This window comes from Erwinia sp. PsM31, from assembly GCF_030433775.1.
Classification (GTDB): domain Bacteria; phylum Pseudomonadota; class Gammaproteobacteria; order Enterobacterales; family Enterobacteriaceae; genus Erwinia; species Erwinia aeris.
This window is the reverse complement of the sequence record NZ_JARUWZ010000038.1, coordinates 20,851-39,413: the sequence shown is the minus strand read 5'-3', so window position 1 is coordinate 39,413 and position 18,563 is coordinate 20,851. Positions and strand designations below refer to the sequence as shown.

The 18,563-nt window shown below is 55.3% G+C and carries 17 protein-coding genes and 1 pseudogene; 13 read left to right on the top strand and 5 right to left on the bottom strand.

Annotation, left to right across the window (positions count from 1 at the left end; translation table 11 throughout):
• Positions 1-92 precede the first annotated feature (92 nt).
• Together pyrE and rph are read right to left on the bottom strand one after the other, a co-directional pair.
• Positions 93-734, bottom strand: a complete 642-nt coding sequence (gene pyrE, locus QCD69_RS20625) for an orotate phosphoribosyltransferase (protein WP_253456988.1) — start codon at positions 732-734, stop codon at positions 93-95.
• A gap of 51 nt (positions 735-785) precedes the next feature.
• The gene (gene rph, locus QCD69_RS20620) at positions 786-1,502 is read right to left on the bottom strand and encodes a ribonuclease PH (RefSeq protein ID WP_125290623.1); all 717 of its coding nucleotides are present in this window, start codon (positions 1,500-1,502) and stop codon (positions 786-788) included.
• 221 nt (positions 1,503-1,723) lie between these two features.
• Here rph and QCD69_RS20615 point away from each other — a divergent pair, with 221 nt between their 5' ends.
• The 5 genes and pseudogenes from QCD69_RS20615 to QCD69_RS20595 all read left to right on the top strand — a co-directional run bounded on the left by QCD69_RS20615 (position 1,724) and on the right by QCD69_RS20595 (position 5,389).
• On the top strand, positions 1,724-2,587 hold the full coding sequence (locus QCD69_RS20615; RefSeq protein WP_301253389.1) for a YicC/YloC family endoribonuclease: 864 nt from the start codon (positions 1,724-1,726) through the stop codon (positions 2,585-2,587).
• 165 nt (positions 2,588-2,752) lie between these two features.
• Positions 2,753-3,199: pseudogene (locus QCD69_RS20610) on the top strand (DUF943 family protein).
• Between the two features lie 247 nt (positions 3,200-3,446).
• Positions 3,447-4,295: a YPO3983 family protein gene (locus tag QCD69_RS20605; RefSeq protein WP_301253388.1), complete on the top strand. Its 849-nt coding sequence runs from the start codon at positions 3,447-3,449 to the stop codon at positions 4,293-4,295.
• Positions 4,285-4,749, top strand: coding sequence for a DUF943 family protein (locus QCD69_RS20600; protein ID WP_301253387.1), 465 nt, complete (start codon positions 4,285-4,287; stop codon positions 4,747-4,749). The genes QCD69_RS20605 and QCD69_RS20600 overlap by 11 nt, the downstream gene beginning before the upstream one ends.
• A 307-nt stretch (positions 4,750-5,056) precedes the next feature.
• Positions 5,057-5,389 carry a zinc ribbon domain-containing protein YjdM gene (locus QCD69_RS20595; RefSeq protein ID WP_301253386.1) on the top strand — a complete coding sequence of 111 codons (333 nt, stop codon included), beginning with the start codon at positions 5,057-5,059 and terminating at the stop codon, positions 5,387-5,389.
• 47 nt (positions 5,390-5,436) lie between these two features.
• On the opposite strand, the gene QCD69_RS20590 is transcribed toward QCD69_RS20595, so the two are convergent.
• Complete coding sequence (locus QCD69_RS20590; RefSeq protein ID WP_253456975.1) at positions 5,437-5,838, bottom strand: hypothetical protein; 402 nt, start codon at positions 5,836-5,838, stop codon at positions 5,437-5,439.
• A gap of 262 nt (positions 5,839-6,100) precedes the next feature.
• On the opposite strand from QCD69_RS20590, the gene QCD69_RS20585 reads away from it, so the two are divergent.
• Positions 6,101-6,718 (top strand): trimeric intracellular cation channel family protein, encoded by a 618-nt coding sequence (locus QCD69_RS20585; protein WP_301253385.1) that lies wholly within the window; start codon positions 6,101-6,103, stop codon positions 6,716-6,718.
• Positions 6,719-6,723: 5 nt separating this feature from the next.
• On the opposite strand, the gene ligB is transcribed toward QCD69_RS20585, so the two are convergent.
• Positions 6,724-8,388 (bottom strand): NAD-dependent DNA ligase LigB, encoded by a 1,665-nt coding sequence (gene ligB, locus QCD69_RS20580; protein WP_301253384.1) that lies wholly within the window; start codon positions 8,386-8,388, stop codon positions 6,724-6,726.
• A gap of 251 nt (positions 8,389-8,639) precedes the next feature.
• Between ligB and gmk the strand changes: the two genes are divergently transcribed.
• Genes gmk through recG form a run of 5 tightly spaced genes read left to right on the top strand, consistent with a single transcriptional unit; the run spans position 8,640 to position 14,509 of the window.
• Positions 8,640-9,263 carry a guanylate kinase gene (gene gmk / locus QCD69_RS20575; protein ID WP_125290631.1) on the top strand — a complete coding sequence of 208 codons (624 nt, stop codon included), beginning with the start codon at positions 8,640-8,642 and terminating at the stop codon, positions 9,261-9,263.
• A gap of 53 nt (positions 9,264-9,316) precedes the next feature.
• The gene (gene rpoZ, locus QCD69_RS20570; RefSeq protein ID WP_016191359.1) at positions 9,317-9,592 is read left to right on the top strand and encodes a DNA-directed RNA polymerase subunit omega; all 276 of its coding nucleotides are present in this window, start codon (positions 9,317-9,319) and stop codon (positions 9,590-9,592) included.
• 22 nt (positions 9,593-9,614) lie between these two features.
• A complete protein-coding gene (spoT, locus tag QCD69_RS20565; protein ID WP_125290632.1) occupies positions 9,615-11,729 on the top strand; it encodes a bifunctional GTP diphosphokinase/guanosine-3',5'-bis pyrophosphate 3'-pyrophosphohydrolase in 2,115 nt (704 codons plus the stop codon).
• 3 nt (positions 11,730-11,732) lie between these two features.
• Positions 11,733-12,431, top strand: coding sequence for a tRNA (guanosine(18)-2'-O)-methyltransferase TrmH (gene trmH, locus QCD69_RS20560; protein ID WP_301253383.1), 699 nt, complete (start codon positions 11,733-11,735; stop codon positions 12,429-12,431).
• A complete protein-coding gene (gene recG / locus QCD69_RS20555; RefSeq protein ID WP_301253382.1) occupies positions 12,428-14,509 on the top strand; it encodes an ATP-dependent DNA helicase RecG in 2,082 nt (693 codons plus the stop codon). Before trmH ends, recG begins: the two co-directional genes overlap by 4 nt.
• Before the next feature lie 37 nt (positions 14,510-14,546).
• Here recG and QCD69_RS20550 read toward each other — a convergent pair whose 3' ends face one another.
• Positions 14,547-15,209 carry an SDR family oxidoreductase gene (locus tag QCD69_RS20550; protein WP_301253381.1) on the bottom strand — a complete coding sequence of 221 codons (663 nt, stop codon included), beginning with the start codon at positions 15,207-15,209 and terminating at the stop codon, positions 14,547-14,549.
• A gap of 160 nt (positions 15,210-15,369) precedes the next feature.
• On the opposite strand from QCD69_RS20550, the gene QCD69_RS20545 reads away from it, so the two are divergent.
• Positions 15,370-16,752 (top strand): nucleobase:cation symporter-2 family protein, encoded by a 1,383-nt coding sequence (locus QCD69_RS20545; RefSeq protein ID WP_301253380.1) that lies wholly within the window; start codon positions 15,370-15,372, stop codon positions 16,750-16,752.
• Between the two features lie 104 nt (positions 16,753-16,856).
• Positions 16,857-18,536 carry an AsmA family protein gene (locus QCD69_RS20540; protein WP_301253379.1) on the top strand — a complete coding sequence of 560 codons (1,680 nt, stop codon included), beginning with the start codon at positions 16,857-16,859 and terminating at the stop codon, positions 18,534-18,536.
• The last annotated feature ends 27 nt before the right edge of the window (positions 18,537-18,563 follow it).

Genomic DNA, 18,563 nt, shown 5'->3' with positions numbered 1-18,563 from the left:
GTTGGCCTGCCAGCTGATCTGAATCGGGAAGGCCGCAGTTGGCCTTCCAGCCGGTGTGAAATGAAAGGGCCGCAACTCGCGGCCCGCATTCGTCAGATACCGTACTCTTTGCGGTAGGCCCGGACGGCGGCCAGATGATCGGCCAGCTCCGGTTTCTCTTCCAGGTAGCTAATCAGATCGTTCAGCGTGATGATGGCAATAACCTTGCAGCCGTAATCGCGCTCCACTTCCTGAATAGCCGACGCCTGTCCGCGGCCTCGCTCCTGACGATCCAGCGAAATCAGCACGCCGGCCAGGGTCGCCTTATTCGCCGAGATAATCTCCATCGATTCGCGAATAGCGGTACCGGCGGTAATAACGTCATCTACCAGCATAATACGGCCCTGTAATGGGCTGCCGACCAGCGTTCCGCCTTCGCCGTGGTCCTTCGCTTCCTTACGGTTGAAGCAGTAAGGCACATCGCGGTCGTGGTGATCGGCCAGCGCAACGGCGGTGGTAGTAGCGATAGGAATGCCTTTATAGGCCGGGCCGAACACCAGATCGAAATCGATAGCGGAATCCACCAGCGCCTGCGCATAGAAACGGCCTAACAGCGCCAGGTCACGGCCCGTGTTAAACAAGCCCGCGTTAAAGAAATAGGGGCTTTTACGTCCGGATTTCAGCGTGAACTCTCCAAATTTCAGGACCTGCTTATTAATAGCAAATTCGATAAATTGGCGCTGCCAGGCTTTCATGTCTCGCTCCTCAATCATTAAAAAAGGCGACTCTCTGGTCGCCTGGGGAAATCAGTCTTGTAGCGCCGCTTTCTGCGCCTGAATCAGCGTATCAATACCGCCGCGAGCCAGCGACAGCAGCGTCAACAGCTCGTCATGGCTGAACGGCTCGCCTTCTGCCGTGCCCTGCACTTCAATCATGCGACCATCTTCGGTCATGACTACGTTCATGTCGGTTTCCGCAGCGGAATCTTCGACATATTCCAGATCGCATAACGCTTCGCCGTTGACGATGCCGACAGACACGGCGGCGACCATCCCCTTCATTGGGTTGGCTTTCAGCTTGCCGATAGCGACCAGATGATTAAGCGCATCTGCCAGCGCTACGCAGGCGCCGGTAATAGAAGCGGTACGCGTGCCGCCATCCGCCTGCAGGACGTCGCAGTCCAGCGTGATGGTGAATTCGCCCAGCGCTTTCAGATCCAGCGCTGCTCGCAGGGAACGGGCAATCAGACGCTGAATTTCCAGCGTGCGGCCGCCCTGCTTGCCTTTGGCCGCTTCGCGAGCGTTACGGCTATGGGTAGCGCGTGGCAGCATGCCATATTCTGCGGTTACCCAGCCCTGGCCCTGTCCTTTCAGAAAGCGCGGCACGCCTTCCTCAATGGTGGCGGTGCAAAGGACTTTGGTTTCACCGAATTCAACCAGAACGGAGCCTTCCGCATGTTTGGTGTAGTGGCGAGTCAGGGTGACGGGACGCACCTGATGGGCATTACGGCCTGCTGGACGCATGGTTTTTCTCCGGCTTGAAAATCGTGATTGGCTGCGCATTATACGGATTTCACAGCCGAATGCCTATGACAGCCTGCTGGTAACGCGGTTTCTGTGCAGCTGGCGCGATAGTAAGCGCCGCCTCAATCCCATTGATTTGTCAGAGTTTGACCAGATGCCTGTTAAGGCAAGGCCGGCACCGCTATAATCACCTGAACTTATTCTGAAAACGGGTACGCATAATGATCCGCAGTATGACCGCCTACGCCCGGCGTGAAACCAAAGGCGAATGGGGCAGCGCAGCCTGGGAGCTTCGTTCCGTAAACCAGCGCTATTTAGAAACCTATATCCGTCTGCCCGAGCAGTTTCGCGGCCTGGAGCCGGTGATCCGCGAACGTATTCGCAACCGACTGACCCGGGGTAAAATCGAGTGTAATCTGCGTTTTGACGCAGACGCGCGCGCGCAGAGCTCTCTGGTGCTGAATGAAAAACTGGCTATCCAGCTGGTTAAAGCCGCCAACTGGGTCAAAATGCAGAGCGACGAGGGCGAAATCAATCCGGTCGATATTTTGCGCTGGCCTGGCGTCATGTCAGCAGAAGAGCAGGATTTGGATGCTATTTCCGCAGAGTTGTTAAGCGCGCTGGACAGCGCTCTGGACGACTTTATCGCCGCCCGTGAAACGGAAGGCGCCGCGTTAAAATCATTGATTGAACAACGGCTGGAAGGCGTCAGTACTGAAGTGACTAAAGTACGTGCGCAGATGCCGGACGTGTTGAAATGGCAGCGCGAACGTCTGGTTACCAAACTGGAAGAGGCTCAGGTTCAGCTGGACAGTAATCGGGTTGAGCAGGAACTGATTATGCTGGCGCAGCGCGTGGACGTGGCGGAAGAGTTGGATCGTCTGGAAGCGCATGTTAAAGAAACCTATAACATCCTGAAAAAGAAAGAAGCGGTGGGCCGCCGCCTCGACTTTATGATGCAGGAATTTAACCGCGAATCGAATACGCTGGCGTCTAAATCAATCAATGCAGAGGTTACCACTTCGGCTATTGAGCTGAAGGTGCTGATTGAGCAGATGCGTGAACAGATTCAGAATATTGAGTAAAGTTGCATACAGTCGCACTCAGTAGCAGAAAACCAATAAAGCCCGCTAATTGCGGGCTTTATTATTTTCATGCTGTTGCATAACATCGCGCATTTTCTTTGTACCCAAAGTACTTTCCTCGCTCCAGCTTGGGTACAAAGCACTATTCAATGTTAATGCAACACTATGGCAAAGCTGAAAGATATTCAGATGCAGGCATGGATTAAGGCAGGAGAACGGCTTGAGGGGCGCCCCATGGAGATCATAGCCGTTCACCACAGAAGTAGTGGTTTCAGTGATGTTCTGGTCACCATTTTTCCGCCAACGGATAAAGGAAAGATTAACTGATGGTTAAAAAGCAAAGGTATGTTAAAAGATAAACATGGCATTCCTGAACCTGACAGTGATGGTCATTTTTATGTGACATTCTGGTTATTTGGTGAGGGTTATAAAGAAGAAGGTAAAAATGACAGGCTTTGCTTTAATGATATGAACCCGCCTGTAAATTGTATTGAAAAGGACAGGGTATTTTCAATCAGTCCCAGCAGGAACAGAGGCACTATATTTACATTAAATGATGGCGAATATCGGATGAAAAAAGAGGGTGAAATAATCAAACTTAAAAAAGAGTAAGTCCGTCCTCGCAGGTTGAGACAGTACTAAAATCATCGTTTTTTCCAGGGCTTACACCAGCCATACGGAACGTACCTTAAGATGTTTTCATCTGGTGCCACCCAATGCAGAAAAAGACGCTAAAATCGGGCCATATTCCTAATTTTTGTCTGCCGAGCATCTAATATTATACAGGCCGCGTCAGCGGCGTATAATTTGGCTTTATCTGAACGTACTCATGGATTATTGCACGCAAGGAGGCGAAAACATGCCAGCCCTGGAGTTCCCCTGTACCTTTTTCAAGTCTCGGAAACGCATGGACGACTACAACGCCGACGATATGCGCTGTGGTGACCTTTCCGAAGCAGAGCTGAAATCCCAATACCGTCTGAATTATATTTCCGATCGGGTCGATCCTTATACGTTAACCCGACGTTCCTCACTGGATCGCCCTCAGTCCATGTTCTGCTGCAATCTGCGCGGAGCCGGTGAGAAAATTACTCGCCAGCAGTGCGCCATTATCCTGTTTGGGGAGCTCCGATCGCTATCACGCACATTTTCCCTTTATGGCCCATACAGCCATCTGATTGAAAAGATGATCGACCATATGCAGAACGAAAAGGGTGCCACTTTCCGGGATGCAGCGCTGAACAGGGCATTGAAAGAACAGATAATTAGAGATGTTTCCGAGGAAAAAAGCACACGCATTTTGTTATCAAAAGCATTTAGCACAGGTATAGACTGGGAAAGAAAAAATTTTCCAGTTGAAAACAAGGACAGACTAAGAGATGCAATACTAAGTAGTAAGTTACCAAAGTTCGACAGATTCCAGGATAATTACAATGGTATGGGCATTACCGTTCATGATACCTGGGCTACACATATCACTATAAAATCACTGCATATTGATAATGATCGCTACCGGACAGTGGTACATTACAAGGTACAGGACCATTTTGGTTTGAATAGCGATGATATTTTGAAAACAAAATTTAGTCAGTTCCATTTTTTCCGTATCTGGTTCGTGCTCCAGCGATACAACCAGTTTGGCTTCAGGCCATTCATGACCAATATGGAAGCTACTGTAGAGATTACAGGTGAGCGCAATGAAATCTAAAATTAAAAAAGCGTTTTGTGCGTCATTACTTATTAGTTGCACCCTGCTGGTTTACCTCCTCTTGTTGTCGTTACGTCCTGTGAAGATCATAGCTGTTCACCAAAGACATAACTATAGCGATGTTTTAGTAAAGAATTTCCCTCTAACTGAACAAGGGAAAATTAATTGGTGGTTGAAAAACAAGGAAATCCTCAAGAACAGGTATAACATCCCAAGGCCGGCCCGGGATGGTTTTTTCACCGTCATTTTTTGGGATTTTGGTGATGGATATAAAGAAACCGATGGGTATGACCGACTCTGTTTTAATGATATGAAACCGCCAGTAAATTGTATTGATAAAGATTCGCTCATTATGGTTAACAATAGCAGGAATACCGGCCTTTATTTCATTGTAGATAGCGGAACATATCGTATAAACGACAGTGGTAAGATGGTAAAAAACAAATCAGATTAGAACGGCTCCGCTCGCGTAGAGATAACAATAAAATCTTCCGCTCCCCCCGTATTGTCCCCAACCATGCGAAGAAAACATGAGTGAGCCCGATCGCTATCCCGCAAATTTGCTCTTTATGAGCCGTACAGCCAACTGGTTGGTAAGATGATTGACCCAATGCATAAACAGTTATTGTCTGCCGTACACTTTTATCACTGGTGAGTGCATGAACCCTGTGCCTGACGCATATCACCAAAGATGAATAGTTTTACAGGCGGCACCAGGCTAAAATCCCCCTTCTTTTCCTGCGGATAATTTTAAGGTTTTTATGCAAACTCTTCCTCCCTGCCCTGAATGCCACTCCGAATACAGCTGGCAGGATGGCGACCTGTTTAACTGTCCCGAATGCGGCCACGTCTGGTCTGGCAACATAGAAGCCACAGAGGCGCTGGTAGTTAAAGATGCCAACGGCAATCTGCTGGCTGACGGCGACAGCGTGACGGTTATCAAAGACCTCAAGGTCAAAGGCAGCTCAACGCCTCTTAAGATCGGCACCAGGGTAAAAAGCATTCGCCTGGTGGAAGGCGATCATAATATCGACTGTAAAATTGACGGCTTTGGCCCGATGAAGCTGAAATCAGAATTCGTAAAGAAAAACTGATCCGGTTTTAACCTGCGGCAACGATCGGCGTACAGGCTGCCCAGTCTTCAGCTAAAGGCCGCAGCTTGTTCTGCCGTGATAAGCGCCTGCTTTTCTAACTGCATGGCGATTGAACGCGGCGAACGCTCACACAGGCCAGCCAGCTCGCTGACGGAATGGCCCTGCCGGAAAAGCGCTATCAATTCCTGTTTTTGCTCTTCAGACCAGGGAAGATAAGCATTGCCAGGCCGCCCTTCCGCTCGATTCTTTTCCCGACGCTCTTCTGGCGTCAGCTTCACTTTTTCTTGCCGTTTTACAGCACTGAAATTCACACCGCTGAACTCTTCAGCCAGAGCAAACAACAGCCTTATAGCATCGGGTGTATGCACAACAGAAGCTGGCGGCAACAGCTCGCCTGTTTCCGGATGGATCCCTTTTGCCAACAGTCGGAAAATTTCACCTGCCATCATTTTTCTCGTCCTTGTGGTAGCCTGCCCGACTTCAGGATCCAGCCGTGCAGTTTTTTAATCATGCTATGTCAGGTAGCTAAGCCTATTGCTGAATAGCGGATTCAAAAAAACTTAAACAAAATAAAACGTTGTCCTGGAGACGCGCACGGTTACTTTATTTTCAGATTAGGTAAACTCATTTACTTAACGGCTTTTAGAAAAATTCACTCGTCAACCTGTCTGGGATCCTGCAGGCTTGCCGCCGATTGCTCAGGAGCGGGTTATGCTACTTACTGTTTTTTATCTGATTGGGATCACCGCAGAGGCCATGACCGGCGCGCTGGCGGCTGGCCGCCGTAAAATGGATATGTTTGGCGTAATTATTATCGCTTCCGTTACCGCCATTGGCGGCGGATCCGTGCGCGATATGCTGCTTGGGCACTACCCGCTTGGCTGGGTAAAACACCCCGAATACATCATCATTGTGGCGATGGCTGCCGTTATTACCACCCAGCTGGCGCCGCTGATGCCGCATTTGCGCAAGGTCTTCCTGGTGCTGGACGCGCTGGGCCTGGCCGTTTTCTCTATCATCGGCACCAAAGTGGCGCTGGATATGGGCCATGCCTCGATTATTGCGGCTATTAGTGCGGTGATTACCGGCGTCTTCGGCGGCGTGCTGCGCGATATGTTCTGCAACCGTATCCCGCTGGTTTTCCAGAAGGAGCTTTATGCCGGTATCGCTTTTGCTTCCGGCTGGCTCTATATCCTGCTGTTGAAAACGCCGGTATCCGACGAATTGGCCATCATCATCACGCTGCTGTTTGGCTTTCTGGCGCGCCTGCTGGCGTTGCGCTTCCGGCTGGGGCTGCCGGTATTTAACTATCCTCATGCCGATCACTAAAAGGTTCATCGCCTTGCCTCGTCTGCATAAGCAATCAGCTGCTGCACCTGAGGGTGATGCAGAAAACGCACGATTTGCCCGGCCAGCGTTTTACCTATGCCTGGTAGCTGCTGCCATGCCTCTTCCCGTCGGGCCAGTAGCGTTGACCAGTCGTTATCTTCAATAGCGTTCAGGGCACCTTCCGGTACAGGAACGCCCAGGGCTTTTACCCAGCGCCTGAAGGGCTGCCGTCGGCTTAGCGAGAATTGGTGGTAAAGCCAGTCTGCGCGGGCGGGCGTGAGGTCAGCAATTTTCCGCAGATCTTCCTGAGTCAGCGCAAGCCAGGAAAAGAGATGGGTCAGCTGCCCGGCCTGCATCAGGCGCTGCCAGCTGCTGCGGCTGACGCCGGTCATCGCCAGCGCCTGTGTGCCGCTTGCCCAGACAAGGCGGGCCAGAAACTGCTCGCGACAGGCAGGCGTATAGTCAAAACAGCTCAGAGCATGAAAAGCATCAGCATCCGGTACGGGAGGCCTGTCCCGTTTTTGTACCCGCCAGATGACCTCGTCAAGCCTGGGGATGCCCTGACCCGCCAGGCTAATGGCGACCCTGTCGCCCGGCACGATATCCAGCGCCTGCCAGCGTTTAAGCGAGCCAATATTGACCCGGCTGACTTTTTTATCATCCAGCTGTACGGGTAACAGATTTAGTACCGCGCCTGTTTTTCCCGTCCGCCCGATAGGAAAATCGACTGAGCGAACCTCTGCGCTCACTTTCAGCGGCGTATATTTCCAGGCTGCTGACCAGGTATTATCGCCGGGTAGCCAGTAAGCGCCCTTTACTGGCGTACCGTGGATCACCACGCCATCCGTAACAAAGGGCAGAGGCTGATGAAACCAACGTTCGCGCCAGTCGGCGACTTCATCAGCGTTGGCAACAGGCTTGCTCCAGGCTTCCATAATGCTGAAGCCCGCCTTGCTTAACTGCTGTAAGCGTTGCGGCATTTTTTCCGGGCCGTCCGGCCACGCCCAGATAAACATGCCCAGCTGTGCCAATAGCGGCGAGCTCTCATTACGCCGCATTGCGCCAGCCACGACGGCGCGGGCATTAACGCCGCCCTGGCTGGCCTGCTGGTGATCGGTCATCTTCAGATAAAGTTCGCCCTGCAAAACCAGGGGATCGTCATCCAGCGTTATCTGCTGCGGAATAGCGGGTATATGGCGTGCTTTTTCCGTCCAGTCTTCTCCTCGCAGCCCGTCGCCGCGACTGATTACCCGCACAAGTTTTCCATGCCGGTACCAGAGCGTCACGGCAATGCCGTCCAGTTTTGGCTGCACCCACAGCGGTTGCTTTCCCACCATCCAGCGCACCACCGCCCGCCTGTCCGGCAGCTTTTTGACGCCAACATGCGCTACCGGATGCCGTACCTTGCCGCTTTTCGCCAGCGCCGGCGAACGAGACTCGCTTTCGGGCCGGAAGCAGCGCTGCCAGTCGTGATACGTTTTCTCTAAGGCATCATAGCGTTCATCCTCTACCAGGCTGATGCCCTGCTCATAGTAGGCCCGATCCCAGTCGCTCAGCTGTTTTTCCAGCGCCGCCATCTCCAGTTCTGCCCGGGCGGGCGACCAGACGGGGCAAAAAGCCTGTGCAATGGCGCACCCTCCCAGCCCGAACATTATTACTATGCTTCGCATCTCCACACTCCCTTGTTGCTCTGCTTCGCTTATTAAATCGGCAAAATCAGAACACGGCGATAGCGTAAGTTCGCTTATGGAAAACGTATCGAAAAGTTTTTTCCCTAGCATGAAACCTGTCATCAGTACCGCGAGCCATCTTCCAGTTTTAGAGAAAAAACGCGGCAGAACAGCCGAAACGCTGCATCCTGGCCTTCACCCGTGTATACTGTGCAGGAAGTAAACTCCGACTGGCATAGCAAGAAATCATCATGGCTCAAGGCACACTTTTTATTGTTTCAGCACCAAGCGGCGCGGGTAAATCCAGCCTGATTAACGCGCTGCTAAAGACGCAACCGCTGTATGACACTCAGGTGTCCATCTCCCATACCACCAGGGGCGTGCGTCCGGGTGAAAATCACGGCGAACACTATTATTTTGTAAACCATGACGAATTTCGTCGTATGATCGAAGAAGATGCCTTTCTGGAGCACGCCGAAGTCTTCGGCAACTATTACGGCACGTCACGCAGGGCGATTGAGCAGGTGCTCTCAACCGGCGTGGATGTCTTTTTAGATATTGACTGGCAGGGCGCGCAGCAAATCCGTCAGAAAATGCCGCAGGCACGCAGCATTTTTGTTTTACCGCCGTCAAAAGACGAGCTGGATCGCCGCCTGCGCGGTCGCGGTCAGGACAGCGAAGAGGTCATTGCCCGGCGTATGGCGCAGGCCGTCGCGGAAATGAGCCACTATGCGGAGTACGACTACCTTATTGTGAATGATGATTTCGATCTGGCGCTGTCCGATCTGAAAACCATTATTCGCGCCGAGCGTCTGCGAATGGGCCGTCAAAAATCCCGTCATGATGCTTTAATCAGCAAACTGTTGGCAGACTGAGGACAACTCAGTATGATGCCCAGTCATTTCGTCAACCGTGGAGTATCACACTTATGGCACGCGTAACCGTACAGGACGCAGTAGAAAAAATTGGTAACCGTTTTGACCTGGTTCTGGTCGCCGCTCGTCGCGCTCGCCAGATGCAGGTTGGCGGTAAAGATCCGCTGGTTCCGGAAGAAAACGACAAGTCTACCGTTATCGCGCTGCGCGAGATCGAAGAAGGTCTGATCACCAACCAGATTCTGGATGTCCGTGATCGTCAGGAACAGCAGGAGCAGGAAGCCGCAGAACTGCAGGCTGTTACCGCTATCGCTGAAGGTCGTCGTTAATCATCAGCCGGAAGGCTCGCCCTTGTATCTGTTTGAAAGTCTCAATCAACTGATTGAAAAATACTTGCCTGAGGACCAGATAAAGCGCCTCAAGCAAGCTTACCTTGTCGCACGTGATGCTCACGAGGGACAGACTCGCTCCAGCGGTGAGCCTTACATTACCCATCCGGTTGCTGTCGCCTGTATTCTGGCGGAGATGAAGCTCGACCATGAAACGCTCATGGCCGCGCTTCTGCATGATGTCATCGAGGATACTCCCGCCACCTATCAGGATATGGAACAGCTGTTCGGTAAAAACGTGGCTGAACTGGTGGAAGGGGTTTCCAAGCTAGACAAGCTGAAATTCCGCGATAAGAAAGAGGCGCAGGCCGAAAACTTTCGCAAAATGATCATGGCGATGGTGCAGGATATCCGCGTCATTCTGATCAAGCTGGCTGACCGCACGCACAACATGCGCACGCTGGGATCGCTGCGTCCGGATAAGCGTCGTCGTATCGCGCTGGAAACGCTGGAGATCTACAGTCCGCTGGCGCATCGCCTGGGTATTCATCACCTGAAAACCGAGCTGGAAGAGCTGGGTTTCGAGGCGCTCTATCCCAACCGCTACCGCGTTATCAAAGAGGTAGTGAAAGCGGCGCGCGGCAACCGCAAAGAGATGATCCAGAAAATCCTTGCGGAAATTGACGGTCGTCTGCAGGAAGCCGGCATTCCGTGTCGCGTCAGCGGCAGGGAAAAACACCTCTATTCCATCTACTGCAAAATGCACCTGAAAGAGCAGCGCTTCCATTCCATTATGGATATCTATGCCTTCAGGGTCATCGTTCACGACGTGGACACCTGTTACCGGGTGCTGGGCCAGATGCACAGCCTCTATAAGCCTCGTCCGGGCCGGGTGAAAGACTACATCGCTATCCCCAAGGCCAACGGCTATCAGTCGCTGCACACTTCGATGATCGGCCCGCATGGCGTACCGGTTGAAGTGCAGATCCGTACGGAAGATATGGATCAGATGGCAGAGATGGGCGTCGCGGCGCACTGGGCCTATAAAGAGCAGGGCGAAAGCAGTACCACCGCGCAAATCCGCGCCCAGCGTTGGTTGCAAAGCCTGCTGGAGCTGCAGCAGAGCGCGGGCAGCTCCTTTGAATTTATCGAAAGCGTAAAATCGGATCTTTTCCCGGACGAGATTTACGTTTTCACGCCGGAAGGCCGCATCGTCGAACTGCCTGCGGGCGCGACGCCGGTTGACTTCGCCTATGCGGTGCACACCGATATCGGTCATGCCTGCGTGGGCGCGCGTGTCGATCGCCAGCCCTACCCGCTTTCCCAGCCGCTGACCAGCGGTCAGACCGTTGAAATCATTACGGCACCGGGCGCACGGCCTAACGCCGCCTGGCTGAACTTCGTGGTCAGCTCCAAAGCGCGCGCCAAAATCCGTCAGCTATTGAAAAACCTCAAGCGCGACGACTCGGTCAGCCTTGGCCGTCGTCTGCTGAATCATGCGCTGGGCGGCAGCCGCAAGCTGGCCGAGATTTCGCCGGAGAGCATTCAGCACGAGCTGGAACGCATGAAGCTGGCGACGCTGGACGATCTGCTGGCAGAGATTGGCCTGGGCAACGCCATGAGCGTGGTCGTGGCGAAAAACCTGCAGCAGAGCGACCAGCCTGCACCGGTGGTTTCCAGTACGCCATCGCGCGGCAAGCTGCCAATCAAAGGCGCCGACGGCGTGCTGATCACCTTTGCCAAGTGCTGCCGCCCTATTCCCGGCGATCCTATCGTGGCGCATGTCAGCCCCGGCAAAGGCCTGGTAGTGCACCACGAATCCTGCCGTAATATTCGCGGCTACCAGAAAGAGCCAGAGAAGTTTATGGCGGTAGAGTGGGATAAGGTTACCGAGCAGGAGTTCGTGGCGGAGATCAAGGTGGATATGTTTAACCACCAGGGCGCGCTGGCAAACCTGACGGCGGCCATCAACACCGCCGGATCGAATATCCAGAGCCTGAACACGGAAGAGAAAGATGGCCGGGTTTACAGCGCCTTTATCCGTCTGACGGCACGCGATCGCGTTCATCTGGCGAATATTATGCGCAAAATCCGCGTAATGCCTGACGTGATCAAAGTTCACCGCAACCGAAACTAGCGCATGAATGCTCAACGTTTTGCCCGTATCCGTGAAATGCTGGCTGCCCGCCAGCACGATTTAACCGTCTGCATGGAGCTGGTGCACAAACCGCATAACGTCTCTGCGGTGATCCGCACGGCGGATGCGGTTGGCGTGCATGAAGTCCATGCGGTCTGGCCGGGCAGCCGGATGCGTACCATGGCCTCTGCCGCCGCCGGAAGCAACAGCTGGGTGCAGGTAAAAACGCATCCCACTATTGCCGATGCGGTCACGCATCTTAAAGGCCAGGGAATGCAGATCCTGGCTACGCATCTTTCTGATAAAGCAGTAGATTTCCGCGAAATCGATTACACCCGCCCGACCTGCGTGTTGATGGGTCAGGAAAAAACCGGCATCACCCAACAGGCGCTTGAACTGGCTGACCAGGAGATCGTTATTCCGATGGTCGGCATGGTGCAGTCGCTGAACGTTTCCGTGGCTTCGGCGCTGATCCTCTATGAAGCGCAGCGCCAGCGCCAGAATGCAGGCATGTATCAGCGTCAGGAGAGCCTGCTTTCCTATAGCGAACAGCAGCGCCTGTTGTTTGAAGGCGGCTATCCCGTTCTGGCCAGGGTCGCCAAACATAAAGGCTTACCTTATCCGCAAATTAGCGAGACGGGCGAGGTGATTGCCGATCCCGACTGGTGGGCCACCATGCAGGCATCGGTACGTAAAAAATGACGGGCCGCCTGATGGACGCCATCCCGCTCAGCACGCTTGCCGGCGTTGGTGCCAGCCAGGCTGGCAAACTGGCGAAGCTCGGGCTGACCACCGTGCAGGATCTGCTGCTGCATCTGCCGCTTCGTTACGAAGACCGCACCCAGCTTTACGCTATTAACGACCTCCTGCCTAACATCTACGCCACGGTAGAGGGCGAAGTGCTGCAAAGCGATATCTCCTTTGGCCGCCGCCGCATGCTGACCTGTCAAATCAGCGACGGCACCGGCATCCTGACGCTGCGCTTTTTCAACTTTAACGCCGGCATGAAAAACAGCCTGGCGCCCGGCCGGCGCGTAACCGCCTATGGCGAAGTAAAGCGCGGCCAGCGCGGGGCCGAAATCATCCATCCTGAGTATCGCGTTCAGGGCGATAACAGCGTGGTGGAGCTACAGGAAACGCTGACGCCGGTCTACTCCACGACCGAAGGGATCCGCCAGGCGACGCTGCGCAACTTGACCGATCAGGCGCTGAAGTTGCTGGATACCTGTCCTGTCGCCGAACTTCTGCCGCAGGAGCTGAGCCAGGGCATGATCAGCCTGCCGGATGCGCTGCGGATGCTGCACAGGCCGCCGCCCGACATGGCGCTGGTGGATCTGGAAAACGGCAGGCATCCCGCCCAGCGACGCCTGATTATGGAAGAGCTGCTGGCGCACAATCTCAGTATGCTGGCCGTGCGCGCCGGCGCGCAGCGCTATCGTGCTTTAGCTATGCCGGCTCGCCATGCGCTGAGCGACAGGCTGCTGGCTGCCTTGCCGTTTAAGCCGACTAACGCCCAGGCGCGCGTCGTGCAGGAAATAGAGCAGGATCTGGCACAAAGCTATCCCATGATGCGCCTGGTGCAGGGTGACGTAGGATCGGGCAAAACGCTGGTGGCCGCGCTGACTGCCCTGAACATTATCGCCTGGGGCAAACAGGTGGCGCTGATGGCGCCAACCGAGCTGCTGGCCGAACAGCACGCCAATAACTTCCGCCAGTGGTTTGCACCGTTGGGGATTGAAGTTGGCTGGCTGGCTGGCAAGCAGAAAGGCAAGGCGCGCCTGGCGCAGCAGGATGCCATCGCCAGCGGCCAGGTATCGATGATTGTCGGCACCCACGCCATTTTCCAGGAACAGGTGCAGTTTAACGGCCTGGCGCTGGTGATTATTGACGAGCAGCACCGCTTTGGCGTCCACCAGCGGCTGGCGCTGTGGGAGAAAGGCCAGGAGCAGGGTTTTCATCCTCATCAGCTGATTATGACCGCGACGCCGATCCCGCGTACGCTGGCGATGACCGCCTATGCGGATCTGGAAACCTCCACCATTGACGAGCTGCCGCCGGGCCGTACGCCGGTCACTACCGTCGCCATTCCCGATACGCGGCGCGCCGATATTATTACCCGCGTGCAGAACGCCTGTAGCGGCGAAGGTCGCCAGGCCTACTGGGTCTGTACGCTGATTGAAGAGTCGGAACAGCTGGAAGCCCAGGCCGCCGAAGCCACCTGGGAAGAGCTGAAGCTGGCGCTGCCAGAGCTGCACGTCGGGCTGGTGCATGGCAGGATGAAACCCACCGAGAAGCAGGCGGTGATGCAGGCGTTTAAACAGGGCGAGATTGACCTGCTGGTCGCTACTACGGTCATCGAAGTTGGCGTGGATGTGCCTAATGCCAGCCTGATGATCATTGAAAACCCGGAAAGGCTGGGCCTGGCGCAGCTGCATCAGCTGCGGGGCCGCGTCGGTCGCGGCTCGGTTGCCTCCCACTGCGTGCTGCTTTATAAAGCGCCGCTGAGCAAAACCGCGCAGAAACGCTTGCAGGTTCTGCGCGACAGCAACGACGGCTTTGTGATTGCGCAATGCGATCTGGAAATCCGCGGTCCTGGCGAACTGCTGGGCACGCGCCAGACGGGCAACGCCGAATTTAAGGTAGCCGATCTGGTACGCGATGGCGCGATGATCCCGGAAGTGCAGCGCGTCGCCCGCCATATTCATCAGCACTATCCTGAACAGGCGCAGGCGCTGATTGAACGCTGGATGCCGGAAACCGAGCGCTATACCAACGCCTGACCCCCGGCAGCCTGCTGTCTTTTCTCCTGCTCTGCGGCTACCGGCCGCTAAAGGCAGCGATCGCGGCGACCGCCTCGTTAACGGGCTGCTCGCCGCTGGTTAACTCAATAATCACCCTTTTCACCTCTGGCTGCTCAATCAGCGAATGCAGCACAGCGGCCACATCATCGCGCGGGATGGTGCCGTAAGGGATGGCCAACCCGGCGTTGACTTTTCCCGTGCCCGCTTCGTTAACCAGCGTGCCGGGCCGCAGGATCACCCAGTCCAGTGAGGTGGCGGAAAGCATCACGTCGGCCTGCTTTTTTACCTGCATATAGTGCTCAAAGCCCGGCGAAGGCGCCTTGCCCCTTCCGGCATCCGGAAAAGCGGAAACCAGCAGAAAACGCTGAATACCGGCCAGCCTGGCGGCCTCGGCAGCGAAGCGCGCGCCACGGCCGTCAATGCCGTCGGTGAAATCTACGCCAGCGCCTGCTGCGCCTGCGGAGAACACCACGGCATCGCAGCCCTGCATCGCCGCCGCCAGCCTTTCGCTACTGGTGTTCATCAGGTCGATATTGACCGGTTTTACACCATCGGCTTCCAGCGCCTCTTTTTGACTGTCCCGGCGATGCAGCCCCGTTACCTGATGGCCCGCATTGACCAGCCGTTTTCTGAGACGTCGCCCCACGCCGCCCGTTGCGCCAATAATAAATACGTTCATTGTATGCTTCCTTTTTTCTGGCCCGCAGGCGCGATGATTAAGCTTAGTGAATTGTGGTTCGCTTTGCCGTCCGGCGTTTAGCCGATGCTGTTGGCAATCGTTTGCTTTTGCCGTGGAGAAGCTTAAAATCGCCACTTTGTTCGCCACGGAACCCCTGAGCATGTCCGCTAATCTTTCTGAAGCCAGCCGCAGCGCAGCGCCCGCTGCAAAAAGTGAATTAATTTACCGCCTTGAAGATCGTCCCCCGCTGCCGCAAACGCTGTTTGCTGCCTGCCAGCATTTGCTGGCGATGTTTGTGGCGGTTATCACGCCCGCACTATTGATCTGCCAGGCTTTGGGCCTACCCGCTCAGGACACGCAGCATATTATCAGCATGTCGCTGTTCGCCTCCGGGGTCGCCTCGGTGCTGCAAATAAAAACCTGGGGGCCGATAGGATCGGGACTGCTGTCGATTCAGGGCACCAGCTTTAACTTTGTGACGCCGCTGATCATGGGCGGCATGGCGCTGAAAAACGGCGGCGCGGATGTGCCGACCATGATGGCCGCCCTGTTCGGCACGCTGATGCTGGCTTCCGTTACCGAAATGGCGCTTTCCCGCGTGCTGCATCTGGCGCGCCGCGTAATTACGCCGCTGGTTTCCGGCATTGTGGTGATGATTATCGGTCTGTCGCTGATCCAGGTCGGCCTGACCTCTATCGGCGGCGGTTTTGCCGCCATGGGCGATCACACCTTTGGTGCGCCAAAGAACCTGCTGCTCGCCGGCGCGGTGCTGCTGGTGATTATTTTGCTGAACCGCCAGCGTAATCCTTATTTGCGCGTGGCTTCTCTGGTGATAGCCATGGCCGTTGGCTATCTGCTGGCCTGGCTGATGGATATGCTCCCCGCCGGAACCGCCGCAACGAACCAGCCGCTGATTGCCGTGCCACAGCCTTTCTATTACGGGCTGGGCATCGACTGGAATTTGCTGATCCCGCTGATGCTGGTATTTATGGTGACCTCGCTGGAAACCATCGGCGATATTACCGCCACTTCCGACGTTTCCGAACAGCCGGTCAGCGGCCCGCTCTATATGAAGCGGCTGAAAGGCGGCGTGCTGGCGAACGGCCTGAACTCGTGCGTCTCGGCGCTGTTTAATACCTTTCCCAACTCCTGTTTTGGACAGAACAACGGCGTGATCCAGCTGACCGGCGTCGCCAGCCGCTACGTTGGCTTCGTGGTGGCGCTGATGCTGATCGTGCTGGGGCTTTTCCCGGCGGTCAGCGGCTTTGTGCAGCATATTCCTGAACCGGTGCTGGGCGGCGCGACCATCGTTATGTTTGGTACGATTGCGGCCTCGGGCGTGCGCATCGTCTCGCGCGAGCCGCTGAATCGTCGGGCGATTATGATTATTGCGCTGTCGCTGGCGGTGGGACTGGGCGTTTCACAACAGCCGCTGATCCTGCAATTCGCACCGGAATGGCTGAAAACGCTGCTCTCTTCCGGCATCGCCGCCGGCGGCATTACCGCTATCATCCTGAATCTGCTTTTCCCGCAGGAGAAATAACGTAAACGGCAGAGGGCAAAGCGCCTTCTGCCGTCTTCCCAGGGTTGAGCTTCGCGCATAAATCAGGCATAACACCCCTTATTGCAAGCGCACAGGGATAGCTCATGAAATTTGTTGGAAAAATTCTTCTTTCGCTGCTGGTTATCCTGCTGGCATTGGTCATTGTGTTGTATCTACTGCTGCAAACTCGCTGGGGAGCCAGCTGGCTCAGCCGCACCGTTAGCCAGCACAGTAGTTATCAGCTGGCAGTCGGCAAGCTGGAGCATAATTTTTCCGCGCCATCGCATCTCATCCTTCATGACGTTTCGTTCGGCCATAAAACCCGACCAGCCACCCTGGTGGCAAAAAGCGTCGACTTAGGGTTAAGCGCCGGGCAGTTTTCACGGCCGCTGCATTTTGCCAGCGTTTTGCTTAACCAGGGTACGCTAAGAATTACCAGCAAAACCAGCCAACTGCCTCTTTCCGCAGCGCGTTTGCAGCTGAGCGAAATGGCGGTTAGCAGCCATCACGACATGCTGCCCCTGGACGCTCAGCACGTAAACGGCGGCGTGATGCCGTGGCAGCCCGAGGCGACAAGCTTTATCGGTAATAATGCCAGCTTCCAGTTCAGCGCCGGATCGCTGACGTTTAAAGACATTCCCGCCAGGAATGTGCTGATTGAAGGCCGCATCAGGTCCAAACAGCTGGAGCTTAGTAATATGGGCGCCGACGTGGCGCGCGGATCGGTGACGGCCAGCGCACAGCGTGACGAGCAGGGTAGCTGGCAGGTCAGCACGCTAAGGCTGAACAATCTGCGTCTGCAAAGCAGCAAAACGCTTACCGAATTTCTACAGCCTTTACTGATGCTGCCCGCCGTGCATTTCGAGCGAGTGGATGTAACCGATGCCCGACTGGAAGGTCAGAACTGGGCGGTGACCGATCTTAATCTGGCGTTGAAAAATATAACGCTGCGCGACGGCGACTGGGAAAGCGAGGACGGCTCGCTGTCGATGAACGCCAGCAGCTTTGTAAATGGCGCGCTGCTGCTGAACGATCCTATCGTTAATATGACCTTCTCGCCGCAGGGCGCGGCGCTGACGCAGTTCAGCTCCCGCTGGGTTAACGGGCTGATCCGCGCGTCAGGTAACTGGACGCGCAGCGATAAAAAGCTGACGCTGGATGACGTGGTAATCGCCGGGCTGGAGTACACGCTGCCGCCAGCCTGGCGGGCGTTCTGGCTGAGCCGTTTACCGGCGTGGCTGCACGCTGTGGAAGTAACAAAGCTGAACGTCAGCCATAACCTGATTATTGATATCGATCCGGATTTTCCCTTCCAGCTGACCTCGCTGGATGGCAACGGCAGCAACCTGCTGCTGGCGCGCGATCGGGAATGGGGCATCTGGGGCGGCAACCTGAGCTTTAACGCGGCGGAAGCGACCTTTAACCGTGTGGATCTGCGTCATCCTTCTCTCGCCCTGACGGCGGACAGTAATGCCATTAACGTCACGGAGATGAGCGCGTTTCCCCGCAGCGGCCTTCTCGAAGGGCTGGCAACGGTTTCGCAGCAGCCGCAGCGCGCCTTTTCGCTGTCGCTGCATGGCCGTGAAACGCCGCTGAATCTGTTGCAGGACTGGGGATGGCCAGCGGTGCCCCTGACCGAAAACGGTGAGCTGACGCTGAAGATGCAGGGCAGCCTGGCGAAAGACGCGCCGCTGAAGCCTTCCGTTAACGGCTCGCTTTCCGCTGTTGCTGGCGATAAGTCAGTCCAGCAGACCGTGCAGGCAGGTAATCTCGGCAGCAGGTAAAAACGCTGCCCGTAAGCGGACTATATG

Bases quoted from the DNA above. Each gene is read 5' to 3' on its own strand.
- ligB (WP_301253384.1), bottom strand. From the start codon at position 8,388: ATGCGAAGCATAGTAATAATGTTCGGGCTGGGAGGGTGCGCCATTGCA.
- QCD69_RS20615 (WP_301253389.1), top strand. From the start codon at position 1,724: ATGATCCGCAGTATGACCGCCTACGCCCGGCGTGAAACCAAAGGCGAA.
- QCD69_RS20605 (WP_301253388.1), top strand. From the start codon at position 3,447: ATGCCAGCCCTGGAGTTCCCCTGTACCTTTTTCAAGTCTCGGAAACGC.
- QCD69_RS20585 (WP_301253385.1), top strand. From the start codon at position 6,101: ATGCTACTTACTGTTTTTTATCTGATTGGGATCACCGCAGAGGCCATG.
- QCD69_RS20540 (WP_301253379.1), top strand. From the start codon at position 16,857: ATGAAATTTGTTGGAAAAATTCTTCTTTCGCTGCTGGTTATCCTGCTG.
- QCD69_RS20550 (WP_301253381.1), bottom strand. From the start codon at position 15,209: ATGAACGTATTTATTATTGGCGCAACGGGCGGCGTGGGGCGACGTCTC.
- QCD69_RS20545 (WP_301253380.1), top strand. From the start codon at position 15,370: ATGTCCGCTAATCTTTCTGAAGCCAGCCGCAGCGCAGCGCCCGCTGCA.
- pyrE (WP_253456988.1), bottom strand. From the start codon at position 734: ATGAAAGCCTGGCAGCGCCAATTTATCGAATTTGCTATTAATAAGCAG.
- rph (WP_125290623.1), bottom strand. From the start codon at position 1,502: ATGCGTCCAGCAGGCCGTAATGCCCATCAGGTGCGTCCCGTCACCCTG.
- QCD69_RS20595 (WP_301253386.1), top strand. From the start codon at position 5,057: ATGCAAACTCTTCCTCCCTGCCCTGAATGCCACTCCGAATACAGCTGG.
- rpoZ (WP_016191359.1), top strand. From the start codon at position 9,317: ATGGCACGCGTAACCGTACAGGACGCAGTAGAAAAAATTGGTAACCGT.
- recG (WP_301253382.1), top strand. From the start codon at position 12,428: ATGACGGGCCGCCTGATGGACGCCATCCCGCTCAGCACGCTTGCCGGC.
- gmk (WP_125290631.1), top strand. From the start codon at position 8,640: ATGGCTCAAGGCACACTTTTTATTGTTTCAGCACCAAGCGGCGCGGGT.
- QCD69_RS20590 (WP_253456975.1), bottom strand. From the start codon at position 5,838: ATGATGGCAGGTGAAATTTTCCGACTGTTGGCAAAAGGGATCCATCCG.
- trmH (WP_301253383.1), top strand. From the start codon at position 11,733: ATGAATGCTCAACGTTTTGCCCGTATCCGTGAAATGCTGGCTGCCCGC.
- QCD69_RS20600 (WP_301253387.1), top strand. From the start codon at position 4,285: ATGAAATCTAAAATTAAAAAAGCGTTTTGTGCGTCATTACTTATTAGT.